Annotated in this window: 13 protein-coding genes and 1 riboswitch; of the genes, 5 read left to right on the top strand and 8 right to left on the bottom strand. The window is 60.6% G+C overall.

The features are described from left to right. Positions 1-723: 723 nt before the first annotated feature. Entirely contained in the window at positions 724-978 is a 255-nt protein-coding gene (locus tag NKH89_RS04390; protein WP_352547670.1) for a hypothetical protein, read from the top strand. A gap of 316 nt (positions 979-1,294) precedes the next feature. On the opposite strand, the gene NKH89_RS04380 is transcribed toward NKH89_RS04390, so the two are convergent. The 7 genes from NKH89_RS04380 to NKH89_RS04350 all read right to left on the bottom strand — a co-directional run bounded on the left by NKH89_RS04380 (position 1,295) and on the right by NKH89_RS04350 (position 8,373). Next, positions 1,295-2,056, bottom strand: a complete 762-nt coding sequence (locus NKH89_RS04380) for a hydroxymethylpyrimidine/phosphomethylpyrimidine kinase (RefSeq protein ID WP_352547672.1) — start codon at positions 2,054-2,056, stop codon at positions 1,295-1,297. Next, on the bottom strand, positions 2,047-2,652 hold the full coding sequence (locus tag NKH89_RS04375) for a thiamine phosphate synthase (RefSeq protein WP_352547674.1): 606 nt from the start codon (positions 2,650-2,652) through the stop codon (positions 2,047-2,049). The genes NKH89_RS04380 and NKH89_RS04375 overlap by 10 nt, the downstream gene beginning before the upstream one ends. Further along, positions 2,649-3,422, bottom strand: coding sequence for a thiazole synthase (locus tag NKH89_RS04370; RefSeq protein ID WP_352547675.1), 774 nt, complete (start codon positions 3,420-3,422; stop codon positions 2,649-2,651). Before NKH89_RS04370 ends, NKH89_RS04375 begins: the two co-directional genes overlap by 4 nt. A 3-nt stretch (positions 3,423-3,425) precedes the next feature. After that, positions 3,426-3,623, bottom strand: a complete 198-nt coding sequence (thiS, locus tag NKH89_RS04365) for a sulfur carrier protein ThiS (RefSeq protein ID WP_126104944.1) — start codon at positions 3,621-3,623, stop codon at positions 3,426-3,428. Next, a complete protein-coding gene (thiO, locus tag NKH89_RS04360) occupies positions 3,592-4,593 on the bottom strand; it encodes a glycine oxidase ThiO (protein WP_352547677.1) in 1,002 nt (333 codons plus the stop codon). The genes thiS and thiO overlap by 32 nt, the downstream gene beginning before the upstream one ends. Continuing rightward, positions 4,590-6,425 (bottom strand): phosphomethylpyrimidine synthase ThiC, encoded by a 1,836-nt coding sequence (thiC, locus tag NKH89_RS04355; protein ID WP_352846191.1) that lies wholly within the window; start codon positions 6,423-6,425, stop codon positions 4,590-4,592. The genes thiO and thiC overlap by 4 nt, the downstream gene beginning before the upstream one ends. 104 nt (positions 6,426-6,529) lie before the next feature. Further along, positions 6,530-6,646: riboswitch (TPP riboswitch) on the bottom strand. Positions 6,647-6,828: 182 nt separating this feature from the next. Beyond that, positions 6,829-8,373 carry a Fic family protein gene (locus tag NKH89_RS04350; protein WP_352547681.1) on the bottom strand — a complete coding sequence of 515 codons (1,545 nt, stop codon included), beginning with the start codon at positions 8,371-8,373 and terminating at the stop codon, positions 6,829-6,831. Positions 8,374-8,742: 369 nt separating this feature from the next. Here NKH89_RS04350 and NKH89_RS04345 point away from each other — a divergent pair, with 369 nt between their 5' ends. The 4 genes from NKH89_RS04345 (at position 8,743) to NKH89_RS04330 (ending at position 12,711) form a co-directional block, all read left to right on the top strand. Further along, positions 8,743-9,198, top strand: coding sequence for a YybH family protein (locus NKH89_RS04345; RefSeq protein ID WP_051409569.1), 456 nt, complete (start codon positions 8,743-8,745; stop codon positions 9,196-9,198). 517 nt (positions 9,199-9,715) lie between these two features. Then, positions 9,716-11,713, top strand: a complete 1,998-nt coding sequence (locus NKH89_RS04340) for a conjugal transfer protein TraG (RefSeq protein WP_352639212.1) — start codon at positions 9,716-9,718, stop codon at positions 11,711-11,713. Between the two features lie 4 nt (positions 11,714-11,717). Further along, the gene (locus NKH89_RS04335) at positions 11,718-12,152 is read left to right on the top strand and encodes a CopG family transcriptional regulator (RefSeq protein WP_352494341.1); all 435 of its coding nucleotides are present in this window, start codon (positions 11,718-11,720) and stop codon (positions 12,150-12,152) included. Between the two features lie 382 nt (positions 12,153-12,534). Further along, positions 12,535-12,711 carry a hypothetical protein gene (locus tag NKH89_RS04330; protein ID WP_352479403.1) on the top strand — a complete coding sequence of 59 codons (177 nt, stop codon included), beginning with the start codon at positions 12,535-12,537 and terminating at the stop codon, positions 12,709-12,711. A 659-nt stretch (positions 12,712-13,370) separates the two neighbouring features. On the opposite strand, the gene NKH89_RS04325 is transcribed toward NKH89_RS04330, so the two are convergent. Continuing rightward, positions 13,371-13,676, bottom strand: a complete 306-nt coding sequence (locus NKH89_RS04325; RefSeq protein ID WP_352494340.1) for a hypothetical protein — start codon at positions 13,674-13,676, stop codon at positions 13,371-13,373. Positions 13,677-14,167 lie beyond the last annotated feature (491 nt).

Genomic DNA, 14,167 nt, shown 5'->3' with positions numbered 1-14,167 from the left:
CGCTTCGGTTCCTGCCGGGATGCGCGCGCATCGCCGAGGCGTGAGAATTCGCTGAACCGTCTATCCTCGCCAAAGCTCAAGCTGTCGTCGGTCAAGGCCTGTCGATTTCATTTAGAGCGGTTCATTCAGCAGCTTGTTCGATCCGTCGTCCAGCGTGTACTCGTTTGTTCGAAGGTTCAGGATACAGTCGCAACTGGCTCACAATCTGATCTGGAGCCTCCAACAAGGTCAACTGCTGATCCTCCCGTTCGACCCACTGGAAGAATCATCGGGTGCGGGCGACTGGCGCTCCAGGCGGCTACTTGGGCGACCAAGGGAGGCATTCACTCACGACCGCCGCGGCGGGTTCTTCGACGAGCCGCTGGCGTGAACGCCATACCTTTCGTGGACACATATTGTGAAAACGCGTGATAAGGTCGGCCTGCGCTAGACTCAAAAATGGCAGGGCACCAGAAGATGGCACGCCGAACGCGCAACGCAGTGCTTGGCTTCGCGGCGCTTGCCTTAAGCGCGTGCCAATCGGCTCCTGAAACGCCGCAACCCGCCACTCGCGAACGTGCGTCAGAACCTGGTATCATTCCTCCAGAACCTGCCTTGGTTCCTGCCGCTGTTCCTTCTGGCTCGGCAATCAATGACCAATCCGGAGCGGTCACTCCACCTGGCAAGGGCGTTCCACCGAAGTACGCTGCTTTTTCCGGACTATGGGCCGGTCGATTGGAGGGGATGTATGACGCCAAACTCGCTGTTCAAACGGTTTCTTCCAATGGGAAGGTGACGGTCACCTATGCGTGGGGAAATCTGGGCGACAACTATCCGGGAGAGGCCGCCGGCGCTGGAAGAATTGTAGGGAGCACGTTGAAGCTTGAGCGCCTACCGAATGGCGCGGACGTCAGTTTTGTCATGGCCCCCGACGGAGCACTGGCCGGAACCGTTACGCTTGCCGGCCAGACCTACACGGGCGCGTTCCTCAAGCAATGATCAAAGACGCATCTGAAGGTTATGCAGAGGGCCAGACGACTGTTCCAATATGGCCGTCTACTCGGTTCCGTCCCGACTCTATTAAGGCGGCGAGATCATCACCTTCCGGGAGGAGCGAAGAGCACGGCCAGCCGATTTAGAGCTCAAGCCTTGTCGTTAACGCATTTTGGCGCGATCCCTGGTGAAATTACTGCCACGAGCTCGGGTTGACCTGTCGTGTTGTTGCGATGTTTCATCGGATAGTTTGCGCCAGCGAGCAAGACGCTCAGGATGCAGCGTAACAGCAGCCAAAGCTGCTTGTACCGCTTAACCGGGTTCATTCTGCTCCATTCTTCTGAAATGTATCGAAGACAAGCCGCTTGCCTTCGCGCACGCTGTCTTCGAGCGACTTCGCCTTCGCCAGATGGGCCGCAATCGCGCTGGCCAGAATGCAACCCGTCCCGCGCATTGATCCGGCAAGGCGCGGTGCGTCGAAGCGGATTGGTTCTTGATCGGAATGCAACAGAATATCGGTTGATCGAGGTCCTGATGCGTGGCCTCCCTTGATCAGCAAGGCCTGAGGGCCGGCGGCCAGCAGTCTTTGTCCCTGTAGGAGCGCACCGTCCTCATCCATTGCCAGTTCTGAGCCAATAAGGAGCGCCAATTCAGGAAGGTTAGGCGTGATAAGGCAGCAAAGCGGCATCAGATCGCGCTTCATGACAGCGATAGCGTCTGCTTCTAGGAGCGCCCGGCCTGAGGTGGAGGCCAGCACAGGGTCGAATACTGCCGGCACTTGCGGGCATTTGCGCAGCACAGTGGCAACGGCAACAATGATATCGGCACTCGCCAACATGCCGATCTTGATTGCCGCCACTTCGTTGGCCTGCAGCGCGACGCGCATCTGATCGGCCACCAGGCTTGGTGGCGAACGATGAATTCCCATCACGGCGTCGTGCGTTTGCACCGTTAGCGCTGTCACGGCCAGACAGGTGCGTACCCCAATGGAAGCGATCGTTTCGATATCGCGTGCTATTCCAGCACCCCCGCTGGAATCTGATCCGCCAACGACAAGCACATGCGGTTCTCGTCTCATCGCCATCGGTCCGTCTTTTCGATCCATTCTCGCGTGCGTGCTTCGGGATCGGAGCTCAACGTGATGTCGGTGACCACTGCGGCGCTGTTGGCGCCGGCTTCAAAGACGCCGTCGAGGCGGTCAAGGTTGAGGCCGCCGATAGTGACTAATGGGATCGGCGCCACCCGACGGTTCCACTCGCCGATCCGCTCTAGTCCTTGCGGCGCCCACTTCATCTTCTTCAAGATGGTGGGATAGATCGGACCGAGCGCAACATAGTCGGGCTCGGCAAACATGGCCGTTTCCAGCTCGACATGATCATGCGTGCTCAACCCGAGCCTGACACCGGCTGACCGTATCCTGGAGAGGTCGGCGGTTTGCAGATCCTCCTGGCCGAGATGCACGAAGTCGCAACCCTCCTCGATTGCCAGGCGCCAATGATCGTTGACGATGAGCTGGCTTTTGTGTTGGGCACACAAGGCCTTCGACTTCCGGATCTCGGCGCGCAACCCGGTCTCATTCATGCTTTTGATGCGAAGCTGAACCAGCTTGACGCCGAGCGGCGCCAACCTTTCGATCCAGGCGGCGCTGTCGACGATCAGGTAGAAGGGATCGAGCTTCATGAAAAAACCGCCCTGCCGAATGTCGGCGTCGACGGCACCGCGACCTCGCGCGGTTCGAGCATTCCGGAACGAAAGGCTTCACGGCCGGCTTCGACCGCCTTGCCGAATGCGCGCGCCATGCCGACCGGATCGCCCGCCTTGGCGACTGCGGTATTCAGGAGCACGGCGTCAAAGCCGAGTTCCATGACCGTTGCCGCGTGCGATGGGCGCCCGAGGCCTGCATCCACAATCAGTGGGACTTCGGGGAAATGACTGCGCATCGAGCACAGCGCCGTTATGTTGATCGGTCCGAGGGCGGAACCGATCGGTGCGCACCACGGCATTAGGACCTTGCAGCCCGCCTCCAGCAGCCGCTCGGCGACGACAAGGTCGTCGGTCGTATAGGGGAACACCGAAAAGCCGTCCTCGCACAGGATGCGGGCGGCTTCGACCAGGCCGAACACATCAGGTTGCAGAGTGTCGTCGTTGCCGATCACCTCGAGTTTGATCCAGGTCGTCCCGAACACCTCACGCGCCATTTTCGCGGTTGTGACCGCTTCCTTGACCGAGTGGCAGCCGGCCGTGTTGGGCAGGATTCTTGTGCCATGCGAGCGGATCAGCGACCAGAATTTTTCGCCAGCCCTGCCGCCCGCCATCTCACGCCGCAGGGACACGGTCACCACCGACGTGCCCGATGCCTGGACCGCATCGGCAAGGATGGCGGGCGAAGGATATTGTGCCGTGCCGAGAAGCAGGCGGGAAGGAAGCGTCGTCCCGAGAAAGTCGAACATGCTCTAACCTCCCTGCATAGGCGACAAGATTTCGATTCGGTCGCCGTCGCTTAAACGGAATTCTGCCCGGTTGGCTTTGTGCACGAGGTCGCTGTTGACGGCGGTGGCGAGCCAGTCGCCCTCATAGTCGAGCGCGGCAAGCAGCTCAGCCAGCGTGGTGGCGGCAACCTCATGCGCTTCGCCGTTGACCATCAGTTTCATGAGCAAGCTCCTTGGTTCTGTCCTGATTAAAAAACAGTTCGGCCGCCTGGCGGGCCATGGCTGGGGCGAGCAGAAAGCCATGGCGATAGAGGCCGTTGATCGCGACGGTGTTTCCGCTTGTTTCGATGCGCGGCAGGTTGTCTGGAAAGGCCGGACGAACGCCGACACCAGCCTCAACGATCTCGGCCTCGCCGAATGCCGGATGGAGCGCGCAGGCGGCGCTGAGCAACTCCATCATCGAACGCGCCGTGACCGGTTCTGTGGACTGGCTTTCGATCATCGTCGCGCCAACCATGAAACGGTGATCGGTACGCGGTACCACGTAGAGCGGAAAGCGCGGATGAAGCAGCCGGACCGGGCGTGACAGCGAAATGTCCGGCGTGCGCAGGATCAGCATCTCGCCGCGAACGCCGCGCAGCCCGTCGTCTTCTGCCGCCATCCCCGTGCAATCGATCTGACGATCGAAGCCGGAAATGTGCCGGGCATCGGCGCCGAAGCGGAATTCGACACCCATGGCTGCAAGCTTGTCATGAAGTGCTGCCATCGCCTGACGCGGGTCGAGATGAGCCTCATCGGGGAAGAGCAATCCGCGCCGGAAGCGGCCGACGAGGTCGGGTTCCAGGAGCGCAATTTCGTCTTCATCGACACGCCGATGCCCTGACGTGCGACGGGCGAACCGGTCAAGCTCACCGGCATCACGCGGCGCGGCCACGACCAGTGTTCCGGCCCGTGTCACCTGACCCGGCAGTACCGCATCCCACCAGTCGGCGGCGTCACGTCCGAGATCCAGCACCGGCTGCTCCGCGCTTTCACACTCGCACCATGGCGCCAGCATGCCGCCGGCGAACCACGACGCATTGCCGCCGAGGGCATGTCTTGTCTCGGCGACTGTGACCGTCGCGCCGCGGACGGCGAGTTCGAAGGCCGCGGTGAGGCCGGCGACGCCGGCCCCTTTTACCAGCATCCTCATGGTCGCTCGTGCGCCTCCGGCACGAGCGGTGCGCCGGTCTCGTCAGCTGGCATGTAGAGATCGCCGCCTTCACGGTATTTCGCCGCCATCGCCGCCATGCCTTCTTTCTGTGCCTCGGCGCGGATGTCGTGGGAGATACGCATGGAGCAGAATTTCGGCCCGCACATCGAGCAGAAATGCGCCACCTTATGCGCTTCCTTGGGCAAGGTCTGGTCGTGGAAGGACCGCGCGGTTTCGGGATCGAGCGACAGGTTGAACTGGTCTTCCCAGCGAAACTCGAAGCGCGCGCGGGAAAGGGCATCATCTCTGGCTTTCGCTGCCGGATGGCCCTTCGCCAGGTCGGCGGCATGCGCCGCGATCTTGTAGGTGATCACGCCGGTCTTGACGTCGTTGCGATCGGGAAGGCCGAGATGCTCCTTCGGCGTGACGTAGCAGAGCATGGCCGTGCCGAACCAGCCGATCATGGCGGCGCCGATGCCTGAGGTGATGTGGTCGTAGCCCGGCGCAATGTCGGTGGTCAGCGGTCCAAGCGTATAGAACGGCGCCTCGCCGCAGACAGCGAGCTGCTTGTCCATGTTCTGTTTGATCTTGTGCATCGGCACGTGGCCGGGCCCCTCGATCATCACCTGGCAATCCTTGGCCCAGGCGATCTGCGTCAGCTCGCCCAGCGTTTCCAGTTCGGCGAATTGCGCCGCATCATTGGCATCGGCGATGGAGCCCGGACGAAGCCCGTCACCGAGCGAGAAGGAGACGTCATAGGCCCGGCAGATGTCGCATATCTCCGCGAAATGCTCGTAAAGAAAGCTCTCCCTGTGATGGTGCAGGCACCATTTGGCCATGATCGAGCCACCGCGCGAGACGATGCCCGTGACCCGGTCAACAGTCATCGGAATATAGTGGAGCCGCACGCCGGCGTGGATGGTGAAATAGTCGACGCCTTGTTCGGCCTGTTCGATCAGCGTGTCTCGATAGACCTCCCAGCTCAGATCCTCGGCGATGCCGCCCACCTTCTCCAGCGCCTGATAGAGCGGCACCGTGCCGATCGGCACCGGCGCATTGCGCACGATCCATTCGCGGATGTTGTGGATGTTGCGACCGGTCGACAGGTCCATCACCGTGTCGGCGCCCCAGCGGATCGCCCACACCATCTTTTCCACTTCCTCGGCCATCGAGGAGGTGACCGCTGAATTGCCGATATTGGCGTTGATCTTGACCAGGAAATTGCGGCCGATGATCATCGGCTCGCTCTCGGGATGATTAATGTTGGCGGGAATGATTGCCCGTCCGCGCGCCACCTCGTCCCGCACGAACTCCGGCGTTACGAAATCGGGGATGGCCGCGCCGAAGGCTTCGCCGTCGCGCTGCAGCTTGCCGCGCGACATCTGACGGCCGAGGTTCTCGCGGATGGCGACGAACTCCATCTCGGGGGTGATGATGCCGGCGCGCGCATAGCCAAGCTGGGTCACCGCCTTGCGTGCCTTGGCCCTGAGTGGCCGGTTGCGAATGGGAAATTCCGGTGTCAGGCGCTCGCCCGCCGCAACTCCATTGTCTTCCGGCCGGACATGGCGGCCGTCATAGGCTTCAACGTCGCCGCGTGCTGCAATCCATTCATGGCGAAGCCGGGCTAGGCCTTTTTCGATGCTGGTTTCGACAGTGGGGTCCGTATAGGGGCCGGACGAATCGTAGACGGTGACGGGCGGCTCGCCGGCCGTCGGATGGACGGAGATTTCGCGCATCGGCACCATGAGCTGCGGGTGGATGGTACCGGATTTGTGGATTTTGCGTGAGGCAGGCAACGGTCCCGTCGAGACGGCGGGAGTGAGGGCATTCATCTTGAGGCTCCTTTGCTCGTTGCATTGGAGACCCAGTTCTGTGCCGGAAGGATGAAAAGACGCTTCTGTCGACCTGCCGAAACAGGACCTCGGGCGTAAACTCCCGCAAAGCGCTTGCACCGTCCCTACGCCAGTATGAACTGGATCAGGTTCAACGGGTCACTGCGCCGCGAATGCCAGCAGTATCTCAGCCCCTTGCCGGGACTCCCCTGGTGAATGCGTGAGGTTGGACGGGACGGCTCCGGTTTGTCAAGCGCGTTCTGGCCGCGGCTGATCGGCGGCCGGTCAGACCGTGCGGAAAAAATCGTGCATGTCTCGGCGACAAGTCAAGCCTCGGAGATGAAGGCAGGGACAAGGGAATCCCAAACCGTCGGACTAAAAATCGATCCTGATGATCACACCTTCAATGGGCACCAAAGGTTTGCGCGTAGATCGCCTCGATTCTTCCTGCCTCGTCACTGGTCAGCGTGGCGAATTCCTTTTCGCGCGCGCGGTTCGATAGATGTCCATCATTCTGGTGAAGAAAACGGAAGAGCAGATCGGTCAACCGCTCGGGCATGTCAATAAAGGCGTCCACCTGCTGCCGGAACTGATCGTAGCGCTGCAGAAATGCGGTTTCCTCGGGAAGGTCCCGTTCGATCGTCCGCTGAACGCAGGCATAGAGGAATTCGGCGTGCGGGGTTGCATCGAAGAACCGGTAGAAATCACCGGTGTCATTCAGCACCCGGACGTTGAATTGCGGCGTCGGTTCCCATTCCACCAACGGCAGAAGGCGCTGCGAATAGCTCTCGAGCACGCCCCTGTACTCGTTGATCTGGTCCAGGATCGCGGCCGAGACGGGAAAGACCACTCCCGGCGGATTGAAGCCGCGCATGGCAAGGACGTGGTGGATTAGGTAGCGGTGAATGCGGCCGTTTCCGTCCTCGAACGGGTGAATGTAGACAAAGCCGAAGGCGAGGATTGCGGCGGCTACGACTGCATCAAGGTTTTGCGCGGGGCCCTGATCGAACGCCGCCATTCCATCGATTAGCCGCGGCAGGTCCTCGGGCCGAGCGCTGATGTGATCGGGCAAGGGCGTGCCGTTGTCTCGGTCATGCTCACCGACGAAACCTCCTTCTTTTCGGAAGCCAAGTCTTACGAAACGGGCGTCGCCAAGTACAATTCTTTGCAGACGCAGCAGCTCATCGCGATCGATCGGCCAGCGGCCGGCTTCGCCGATGGCGCGGCCCCAGCGCTGGATGCGATCTTGCGGCGGGTGCTCGCCCTCGATCGCATAGCTTGATCGCGAGTCTTTGAGCAAAAGAAAGGCGGCGGTCCGAGCAAGAAGGTCGCGCGGCACGTCCGCTACGATTGCCTCCGCGCGCCGCGGTAGTTCAAGGCCGATGAATTTTTCGAGAATCTTGGTGCGGAACACCAGAGGGCAGAACTCACGCGTGCCGGGGAGATTGTCCCTTACGCGGTAGCGCGAAGCGGTCTTGTCGGGTCCGGGCCACTGCAGCTCGGGATCGACAACCGGAATGTATCGTCCGGCCGCCGCGTCCGGCAGATCGATACGGGCGCCCCTCAGCCATTCATATAAAAACCAGATGCGGCGGGCATAACTGCCGGTCGGGCTTTCACGGACCAGCGCCTCGATCGGCGCGGGACCGGTCACTTGGAACAGCCGCTTGAGGACGGCAAGGTCCAGTCCCTCGTACTTGAGCGCAAAGGTCAGGTGGCCTTCGAGGGTAGGATTTGGGGCGTGGCGGGGGGTCATGATCCGCCAGCCATCCCGTTCGGTAATGCGATGATGCTCGCCCGTGGCGAACAACCTACGGGGCAAGGGCACGGCGAGCCTGTAGGCTCCGACCAGGGCGCTGTACCCGGCCGGGGTCGCCGTTTCAGGAAGGCGGATTTCCTGAAAAACGGTAACAGGACCTGAAAATTGGTGCTCTTGCACCGCAGGCATGAAAAGCGAATCCTTTCATCGAATTTTGGTCCAGCTGGGCCAACACCTATGAAAAATGATCCTATTCCATGAAAATTGATGCCACAAGACAAATTTTCCGAAAACCGATTCTAAACGGTGCTGGAGTCATGAAGCAAGAACTCCGCCACCGGCTAAAGGAAGCGACTTCAGACAAAAAGGTGAGTCCAGGAACCGCCATTCGCCCGTCTCTTAGTCACGAGGCCGGCACGGATGGCCCGCCTTACGTCGAGCCGGATTGCTCGAGGAGAACCGCGCCGTTCGGGGCTCACTCAGCCATCGAACGCCGCGGCGCCCTCGGGTCGGCGCTATTCATCGGGTGGGCATGTCGGGTACGCAAGGGAGGACGAAATGAGACTGGTTCAGTCATTTGCATTTGCTGCTGTGCTGCTTCTTTCGTCTGCATTGTCTGCGGCCGCCCACTCGGCTCGTGAGGACATCGAAGCGGCGTTGGTAAAATTCATGGACGCCTTCAACAGCGGAAACGCAGCAGCGGTAGGTCAAATGTATACCGACGATGCCGCCCTGCTGCCACCCGACGGCAAACGCGTCGATGACCGCAAGGGCGTGGAAGAATTCTGGCAGGGCGCAATCAAGGCCGGGATGAAGAATCTCACCCTGAAGGCGCTGGAAGTGGAAGGGAGCGGGAATCTCGCCTACGAAGTTGGCGCATTTACGCTCAGTGTGCCGAGCAAAGGCGGTGCCCCTTCCACCGTTGCGGGCAAGTACATTGTCGTTTGGAAAAAAGGGGGCGACGGGACATGGCGCCTGCATCGGGACATCTGGAACTTAGGTGCGGCCCAATAGATTCCGCGATCCGTGAGGCCGGCGCGGCTTGCAACAGTTCCAACGAAAGTCCATGGCAATAGTTGATGTGACTGAATTGATTAACAAAATTGAACAGACTTGATGGGTCTGCTCATCGAGTCGGCTCTGGATCTATCGCGCTACCGATCAGGGAGGCGGTAAGATTCGAGCTCAGCAGAACGGCTGACCACCACTTGCCGGGACTAGAGTGTTCTCCGGCTCGGCGCGCCGCTGAGGACTCTTGTTCATTTGGTCATGCGCAATCCGTGGTTCTCCAAGAACCCGTCCATCTCGTCAAATGCCATCTGAGCCGAGACAACTAACTATCATTGGGCAAGTAGCGGCTCAACGCTCCAGAAGAAAGCAGCCCCCCTATGCTCGTTCAACATTCGAGATCGCATCGGGCAAGTCTTTCCACGTCCGGGTACGCCATGCTGCTTCGACCGCCCCTTTTTTCTTGCGGATTTAGGAATTCGAGCTTTTCGGTTGTTCCGATCATCCATTTGGGAAACGACCGATGCCGGCAAGCAAGGTTTTATGGGGCCAGATCCTCACCGCCTTTCTGATTGTCGTCGCGACAACATGGGGAGCAACACAGTGGACGGCAGGGCGGCTCGGCTTTCAAAGCCAACTCGGTCCGCCGTGGTTCGAATTGGCTGGACACCCCGTTTATCCGCCGCCAGCCTTTTTCTGGTGGTGGTTTTTCTACGACGCCTACGCGCCGAACGTCTTCCTGGAGGGCGCGGCGATTGCGGCGAGCGGAAGCCTCATGGCGATCGTCGCAGCGATCGGGACGTCGCTGTGGCGGGCGCGCGAGGCAAAGGATACCACGACTTACGGCTCGGCGCGCTGGGCGACGCGAGACGAAATCAAGGCCGCTGGGATGATCGGTCAGGATGGGGTGATCCTGGGTATGTTGGGCCGACACTATCTGCGCCACGACGGTCCGGAACACGTGCTATGTTTCGCACCGACCCGAAGCGGCAAAGGCGTCGGCCTGGTCGTGCCGTCACTACTGACCTGGCCGGGTTCGGCAATCGTCCACGACATCAAAGGCGAAAACTGGGAACTGACGGCCGGATGGCGGGCCCGTTTCGGCCAGGTGCTCCTGTTCGACCCGACCAATGCTGGATCCGCAGCCTACAATCCTCTGCTGGAGGTGCGACGGGGCGAGTGGGAAGTTCGAGATGTGCAGAACGTGGCGGATGTCCTGGTCGACCCAGAAGGCACATTGGAACGCCGCAACCACTGGGAGAAGACCAGCCATGCGTTGCTGGTCGGCGCAATACTGCACGTGCTCTATGCGGAGAAAGACAAGACCCTCGCAGGCGTGGCGAACTTCCTTTCCGATCCAGAGCGGCCAATCGAGGCAACGCTGCGCGCCATGATGCTGACGCGGCATTTGGGTGATGCAGGCCCGCATCCCGTCGTGGCGTCGGCTGCTCGGGAACTGCTTAACAAGTCCGAGAACGAGCGTTCCGGCGTGCTCTCGACGGCCATGAGTTTTCTGGGCCTCTACCGCGATCCAGTTGTGGCCAAGGTGACGTCATGCTGTGACTGGCGGATCGCAGACCTTGTCGAGGAGGCACGGCCGACGACGCTCTATCTGGTCGTGCCGCCATCGGACATCAGTCGCACAAAGCCGCTGATGCGACTCGTGCTTAACCAGATCGGCCGCAGGCTCACCGAAGATCTTCACGCGAAGGATCACCGGCAGCGTCTTTTGATGCTGCTGGACGAGTTTCCCGCGCTCGGCAGGCTCGATTTCTTCGAAAGCGTGCTGGCCTTCATGGCCGGGTATGGCATCAAGTCGTTCCTGATTGCACAATCGCTCAATCAGATCGAGAAGGCCTACGGACCGAACAATTCCATCCTCGACAATTGTCATGTGCGGGTGAGCTTCGCCACGAATGACGAGAGGACGGCCAAGCGCGTCTCAGACTCTCTGGGGACCGCGACCGAGTTGCGCGCCATGAAAAACTATGCGGGGCACAGATTGTCGCCCTGGCTCGGGCATCTGATGGTCTCGCGGCAGGAAACGGCGCGTGCACTAATGACGCCGGGCGAGATCATGCAGCTGCCCCCGACCGAGGCGATCATTATGATCTCGGGCCAGTTCCCAATCCGTGCGACGAAGGCACGCTACTTTGCCGACCCGCGTCTTGCCGAGCGTGTCTTGCCGCCGCCAAGGACCGGAGGGACAATGAAGAACGCTCGCTCTGAGGACTGGACCGACACGACACTTCTTGCTGAGCCGGAAGGCAAATCTCGCAAGCTGAGGCTTGCCAGGGATCAGCAGGACGAGGATCCGGCCAATGGCGGCATTCGCCGCCAGCCCGAGCTTCCCGAACACGAAGACATCGCGCCGGAACGAACGCCACGCTGCGACGATGAGTTCGACCTCGACAGGGACGAGCCCGATGATGACGCCGTTCGTCGCCGCAGTGTCGATCAAGCCATGAGACGCGCAGCTCGTCAGGCCGCCCTTGACCCCAATGATGGCATTGAGCTTTGAGCGCATGAAGAACGCCAAGAAAAGACGTCTGTCTGCCTATCTCGACCCTGACGTAATGAGGGCACTGGCAGATTACGCTGGGCGGCGCGAGGTCTCGCTGTCACTGGTCGCCGAGGCTGCGCTCGCGTCGTTCCTGTCGCCGGACGCCGAAGAACGAAAGCAAGCGGCGATCACTCGCCGCCTCGACCAGATCGATCGACGCGTGCAGCGGGTCGAGCGTGACGTCGGAATTGCTATTGAGACGCTAGCATTGTTCGTCCGGTTTTGGCTCAACTCGACTCCAGCCTTGCCGGAATCGGCGCAAGCGGAGGCGCGCGCCAAGGGCTTGCAGCGCTACGACAATTTCGTCGATGCGCTCGGTCGCCGGCTCAGCAAAGGACCAAGGCTCAGGCAGGAGATAGCCGACGATGTTCCGCCAGCGCCGCCGGCAACTGGATGAGCTGCCGGCAAGACAGGCGCTTCAAAAGCCCAACCCCGGTGCCCGATTGCGGAGCTATTTTTCGCAGCTGATACCCATCAGATCACCTTTCATCGGAGCGGCGGACCTCGGCATTCGTCTCCACAGTCGATCTCGGCTAGCAGTGTGCCTTGCCGGATTGGAGTTCTTTCGACCGCGCATGCTTGGTTGAATTCGAGCCTCGCCGCCCCGAGGAACAGGTTCTTGCCCGCGCCGTACCAAAGATTGATAATCACTTTGAAACTGCCCGGTGGCACGGTATCGCTGCCGAACCGGACATCAGGTCTTTCCTTGGCGCAATAACTTTGAAACAAATCCTGCTGGCAGGCGTTCCAGCATAGCGGGCGGGTTTCCGGAGGACCCAATGCCCGACGAATACAATGACATCGTCATCCCCCAAGACCACGACGCATTGCCACTTCGGGAGGAGGAGTATTTCGTCGTCTGCCCGGCGTGCGGCCAGGCGTTCGACATCAGGTGTATGGCAGAGGCGCTTCATCACAACGAGCTGGGCCATCAGCCCTACGACCTCGACTCGTAGTCGCCGGCGTTGCCGTCGGGTCAGCTTACAACGAATCCCTGTCGCGAGGGCGTAGCTTTGCCGGCACGCTGTGTCGTGACAGACACCTTGCAGGCTTTCAGCGACGACTTGATTGCCGTTGCGGTTGTTGTCGATGTGGCCGTGGCTGTCACCGACCGGTTGTTAACCCAGGGGAGGGCGCTTACTCCACCGCAACCATGTCGTCCAGTTCCGTCGCGACGCACCGAAGCAGACTTTTTGCGGGCATCGGTGGCGGGACGAACATGTGATCTCCATAATGGATACGAGCCGGCGCCCATCGCGTCTGACCGGCGACCAAGCGCTCGCTGCAGAGAAAAGTTCCCGTCGAGCGGGATGCCGGGTTGCCTTCACACGGGATGTGCTGGTCGTCTCCTTCCACAGCGCACACGTGCCACGCGTCCTGGACGGGCGCGCCGCCTGTTGCCGAGAGCGACGATCGCGAATGCGAAGATCTGACTTGCTTCACCGGTAATCCGAAAGCGCCAGGAACGCGCTACGCTGGGCGCCTGCCCTAGCGTCGAGCTCCCATTTATCCGTTCGTCCGCTCCATATCCGACTGGACAGCGCGGCACCCTTGGGCTGTTCAAAGGCGCTTGCATCTTCCCCGCGCCGACACCGGCTGTTGTCTCGCCGGAGCGTTAACCCGTTGAAGCCCGGCGGGGCTTTCTCAGCCTAGTGATCGCCGACTTGTCGACAGTAATCACCCCGCCGCAGTCAATGCGCACAGTGAGTTTGTTCCCTCCGCAATCGATGCGGGTGACGTCCCCAACAAGAACCACTCGGTCGCCGGCCCGGACTTTCGGTGGCGGATCAATCGTATAAGGATGGTCATACGAAGGAATGCTCACCCTGGCGCGCCCGCTGGGGAGAATCGCGATGACGATACCTGCTAGCGCAACCTCATCGCCGACCTCAAATTCACCAGGCATGTTAACGTGCAGCATGGTGTTCCTCCCGATGCTTTCCTAATTCACGCTTTGCTAAATTAATGCCCGGCCAACCAGGTTGGTTGCTTGCAATCGACTTCGTACGGTTCCGCACAATTCCAAGCTGGGGTATGCACTCCCAGTTGGCCTCGGATCGGCCTTTGTGTGCGTCAAATTCTGCAGAAATGGTTTAACATTTCAGCGATGACCTTGGCGCGCTTGCCCAACCACGTGTTAGCGGAGCGACGGACTTCCTCTCGGTCCGGCGATGGCCATAAAGGGTGCGTGGAGCGGAGGAACGCCGACGCCGGAAACAGGTATCGCGTGCTGTTCCCAAAGTGACGGCTCCCTCGGAGCGGAAGTTGAACACAGGCCCGCCGTTAGGTCCGGATTCCAAACGTCATAGAAGCCGCTCGACGGCTTTACCTGCCACGCTGGTTATTGGAGCCGAATAGTCGATGCGGGTGTCGTGCGCCTAAGCGCAAGTCAAATTCGTTTTCAGGCTCGGG

Source organism: Mesorhizobium sp. M0923, assembly GCF_040319365.1.
GTDB lineage: Bacteria > Pseudomonadota > Alphaproteobacteria > Rhizobiales > Rhizobiaceae > Mesorhizobium.
This window is presented reverse-complemented; position numbering and strand designations above follow the sequence as displayed.

Coding starts and splice junctions, on each gene's coding strand:
- NKH89_RS04390 (WP_352547670.1), top strand. CDS start 724: ATGTATGACGCCAAACTCGCTGTTCAAACGGTTTCTTCCAATGGGAAG.
- NKH89_RS04380 (WP_352547672.1), bottom strand. CDS start 2,056: ATGGCGATGAGACGAGAACCGCATGTGCTTGTCGTTGGCGGATCAGAT.
- NKH89_RS04375 (WP_352547674.1), bottom strand. CDS start 2,652: ATGAAGCTCGATCCCTTCTACCTGATCGTCGACAGCGCCGCCTGGATC.
- NKH89_RS04370 (WP_352547675.1), bottom strand. CDS start 3,422: ATGTTCGACTTTCTCGGGACGACGCTTCCTTCCCGCCTGCTTCTCGGC.
- thiS (WP_126104944.1), bottom strand. CDS start 3,623: ATGAAACTGATGGTCAACGGCGAAGCGCATGAGGTTGCCGCCACCACG.
- thiO (WP_352547677.1), bottom strand. CDS start 4,593: ATGAGGATGCTGGTAAAAGGGGCCGGCGTCGCCGGCCTCACCGCGGCC.
- thiC (WP_352846191.1), bottom strand. CDS start 6,425: ATGAATGCCCTCACTCCCGCCGTCTCGACGGGACCGTTGCCTGCCTCA.
- NKH89_RS04350 (WP_352547681.1), bottom strand. CDS start 8,373: ATGCCTGCGGTGCAAGAGCACCAATTTTCAGGTCCTGTTACCGTTTTT.
- NKH89_RS04345 (WP_051409569.1), top strand. CDS start 8,743: ATGAGACTGGTTCAGTCATTTGCATTTGCTGCTGTGCTGCTTCTTTCG.
- NKH89_RS04340 (WP_352639212.1), top strand. CDS start 9,716: ATGCCGGCAAGCAAGGTTTTATGGGGCCAGATCCTCACCGCCTTTCTG.
- NKH89_RS04335 (WP_352494341.1), top strand. CDS start 11,718: ATGAAGAACGCCAAGAAAAGACGTCTGTCTGCCTATCTCGACCCTGAC.
- NKH89_RS04330 (WP_352479403.1), top strand. CDS start 12,535: ATGCCCGACGAATACAATGACATCGTCATCCCCCAAGACCACGACGCA.
- NKH89_RS04325 (WP_352494340.1), bottom strand. CDS start 13,676: ATGCTGCACGTTAACATGCCTGGTGAATTTGAGGTCGGCGATGAGGTT.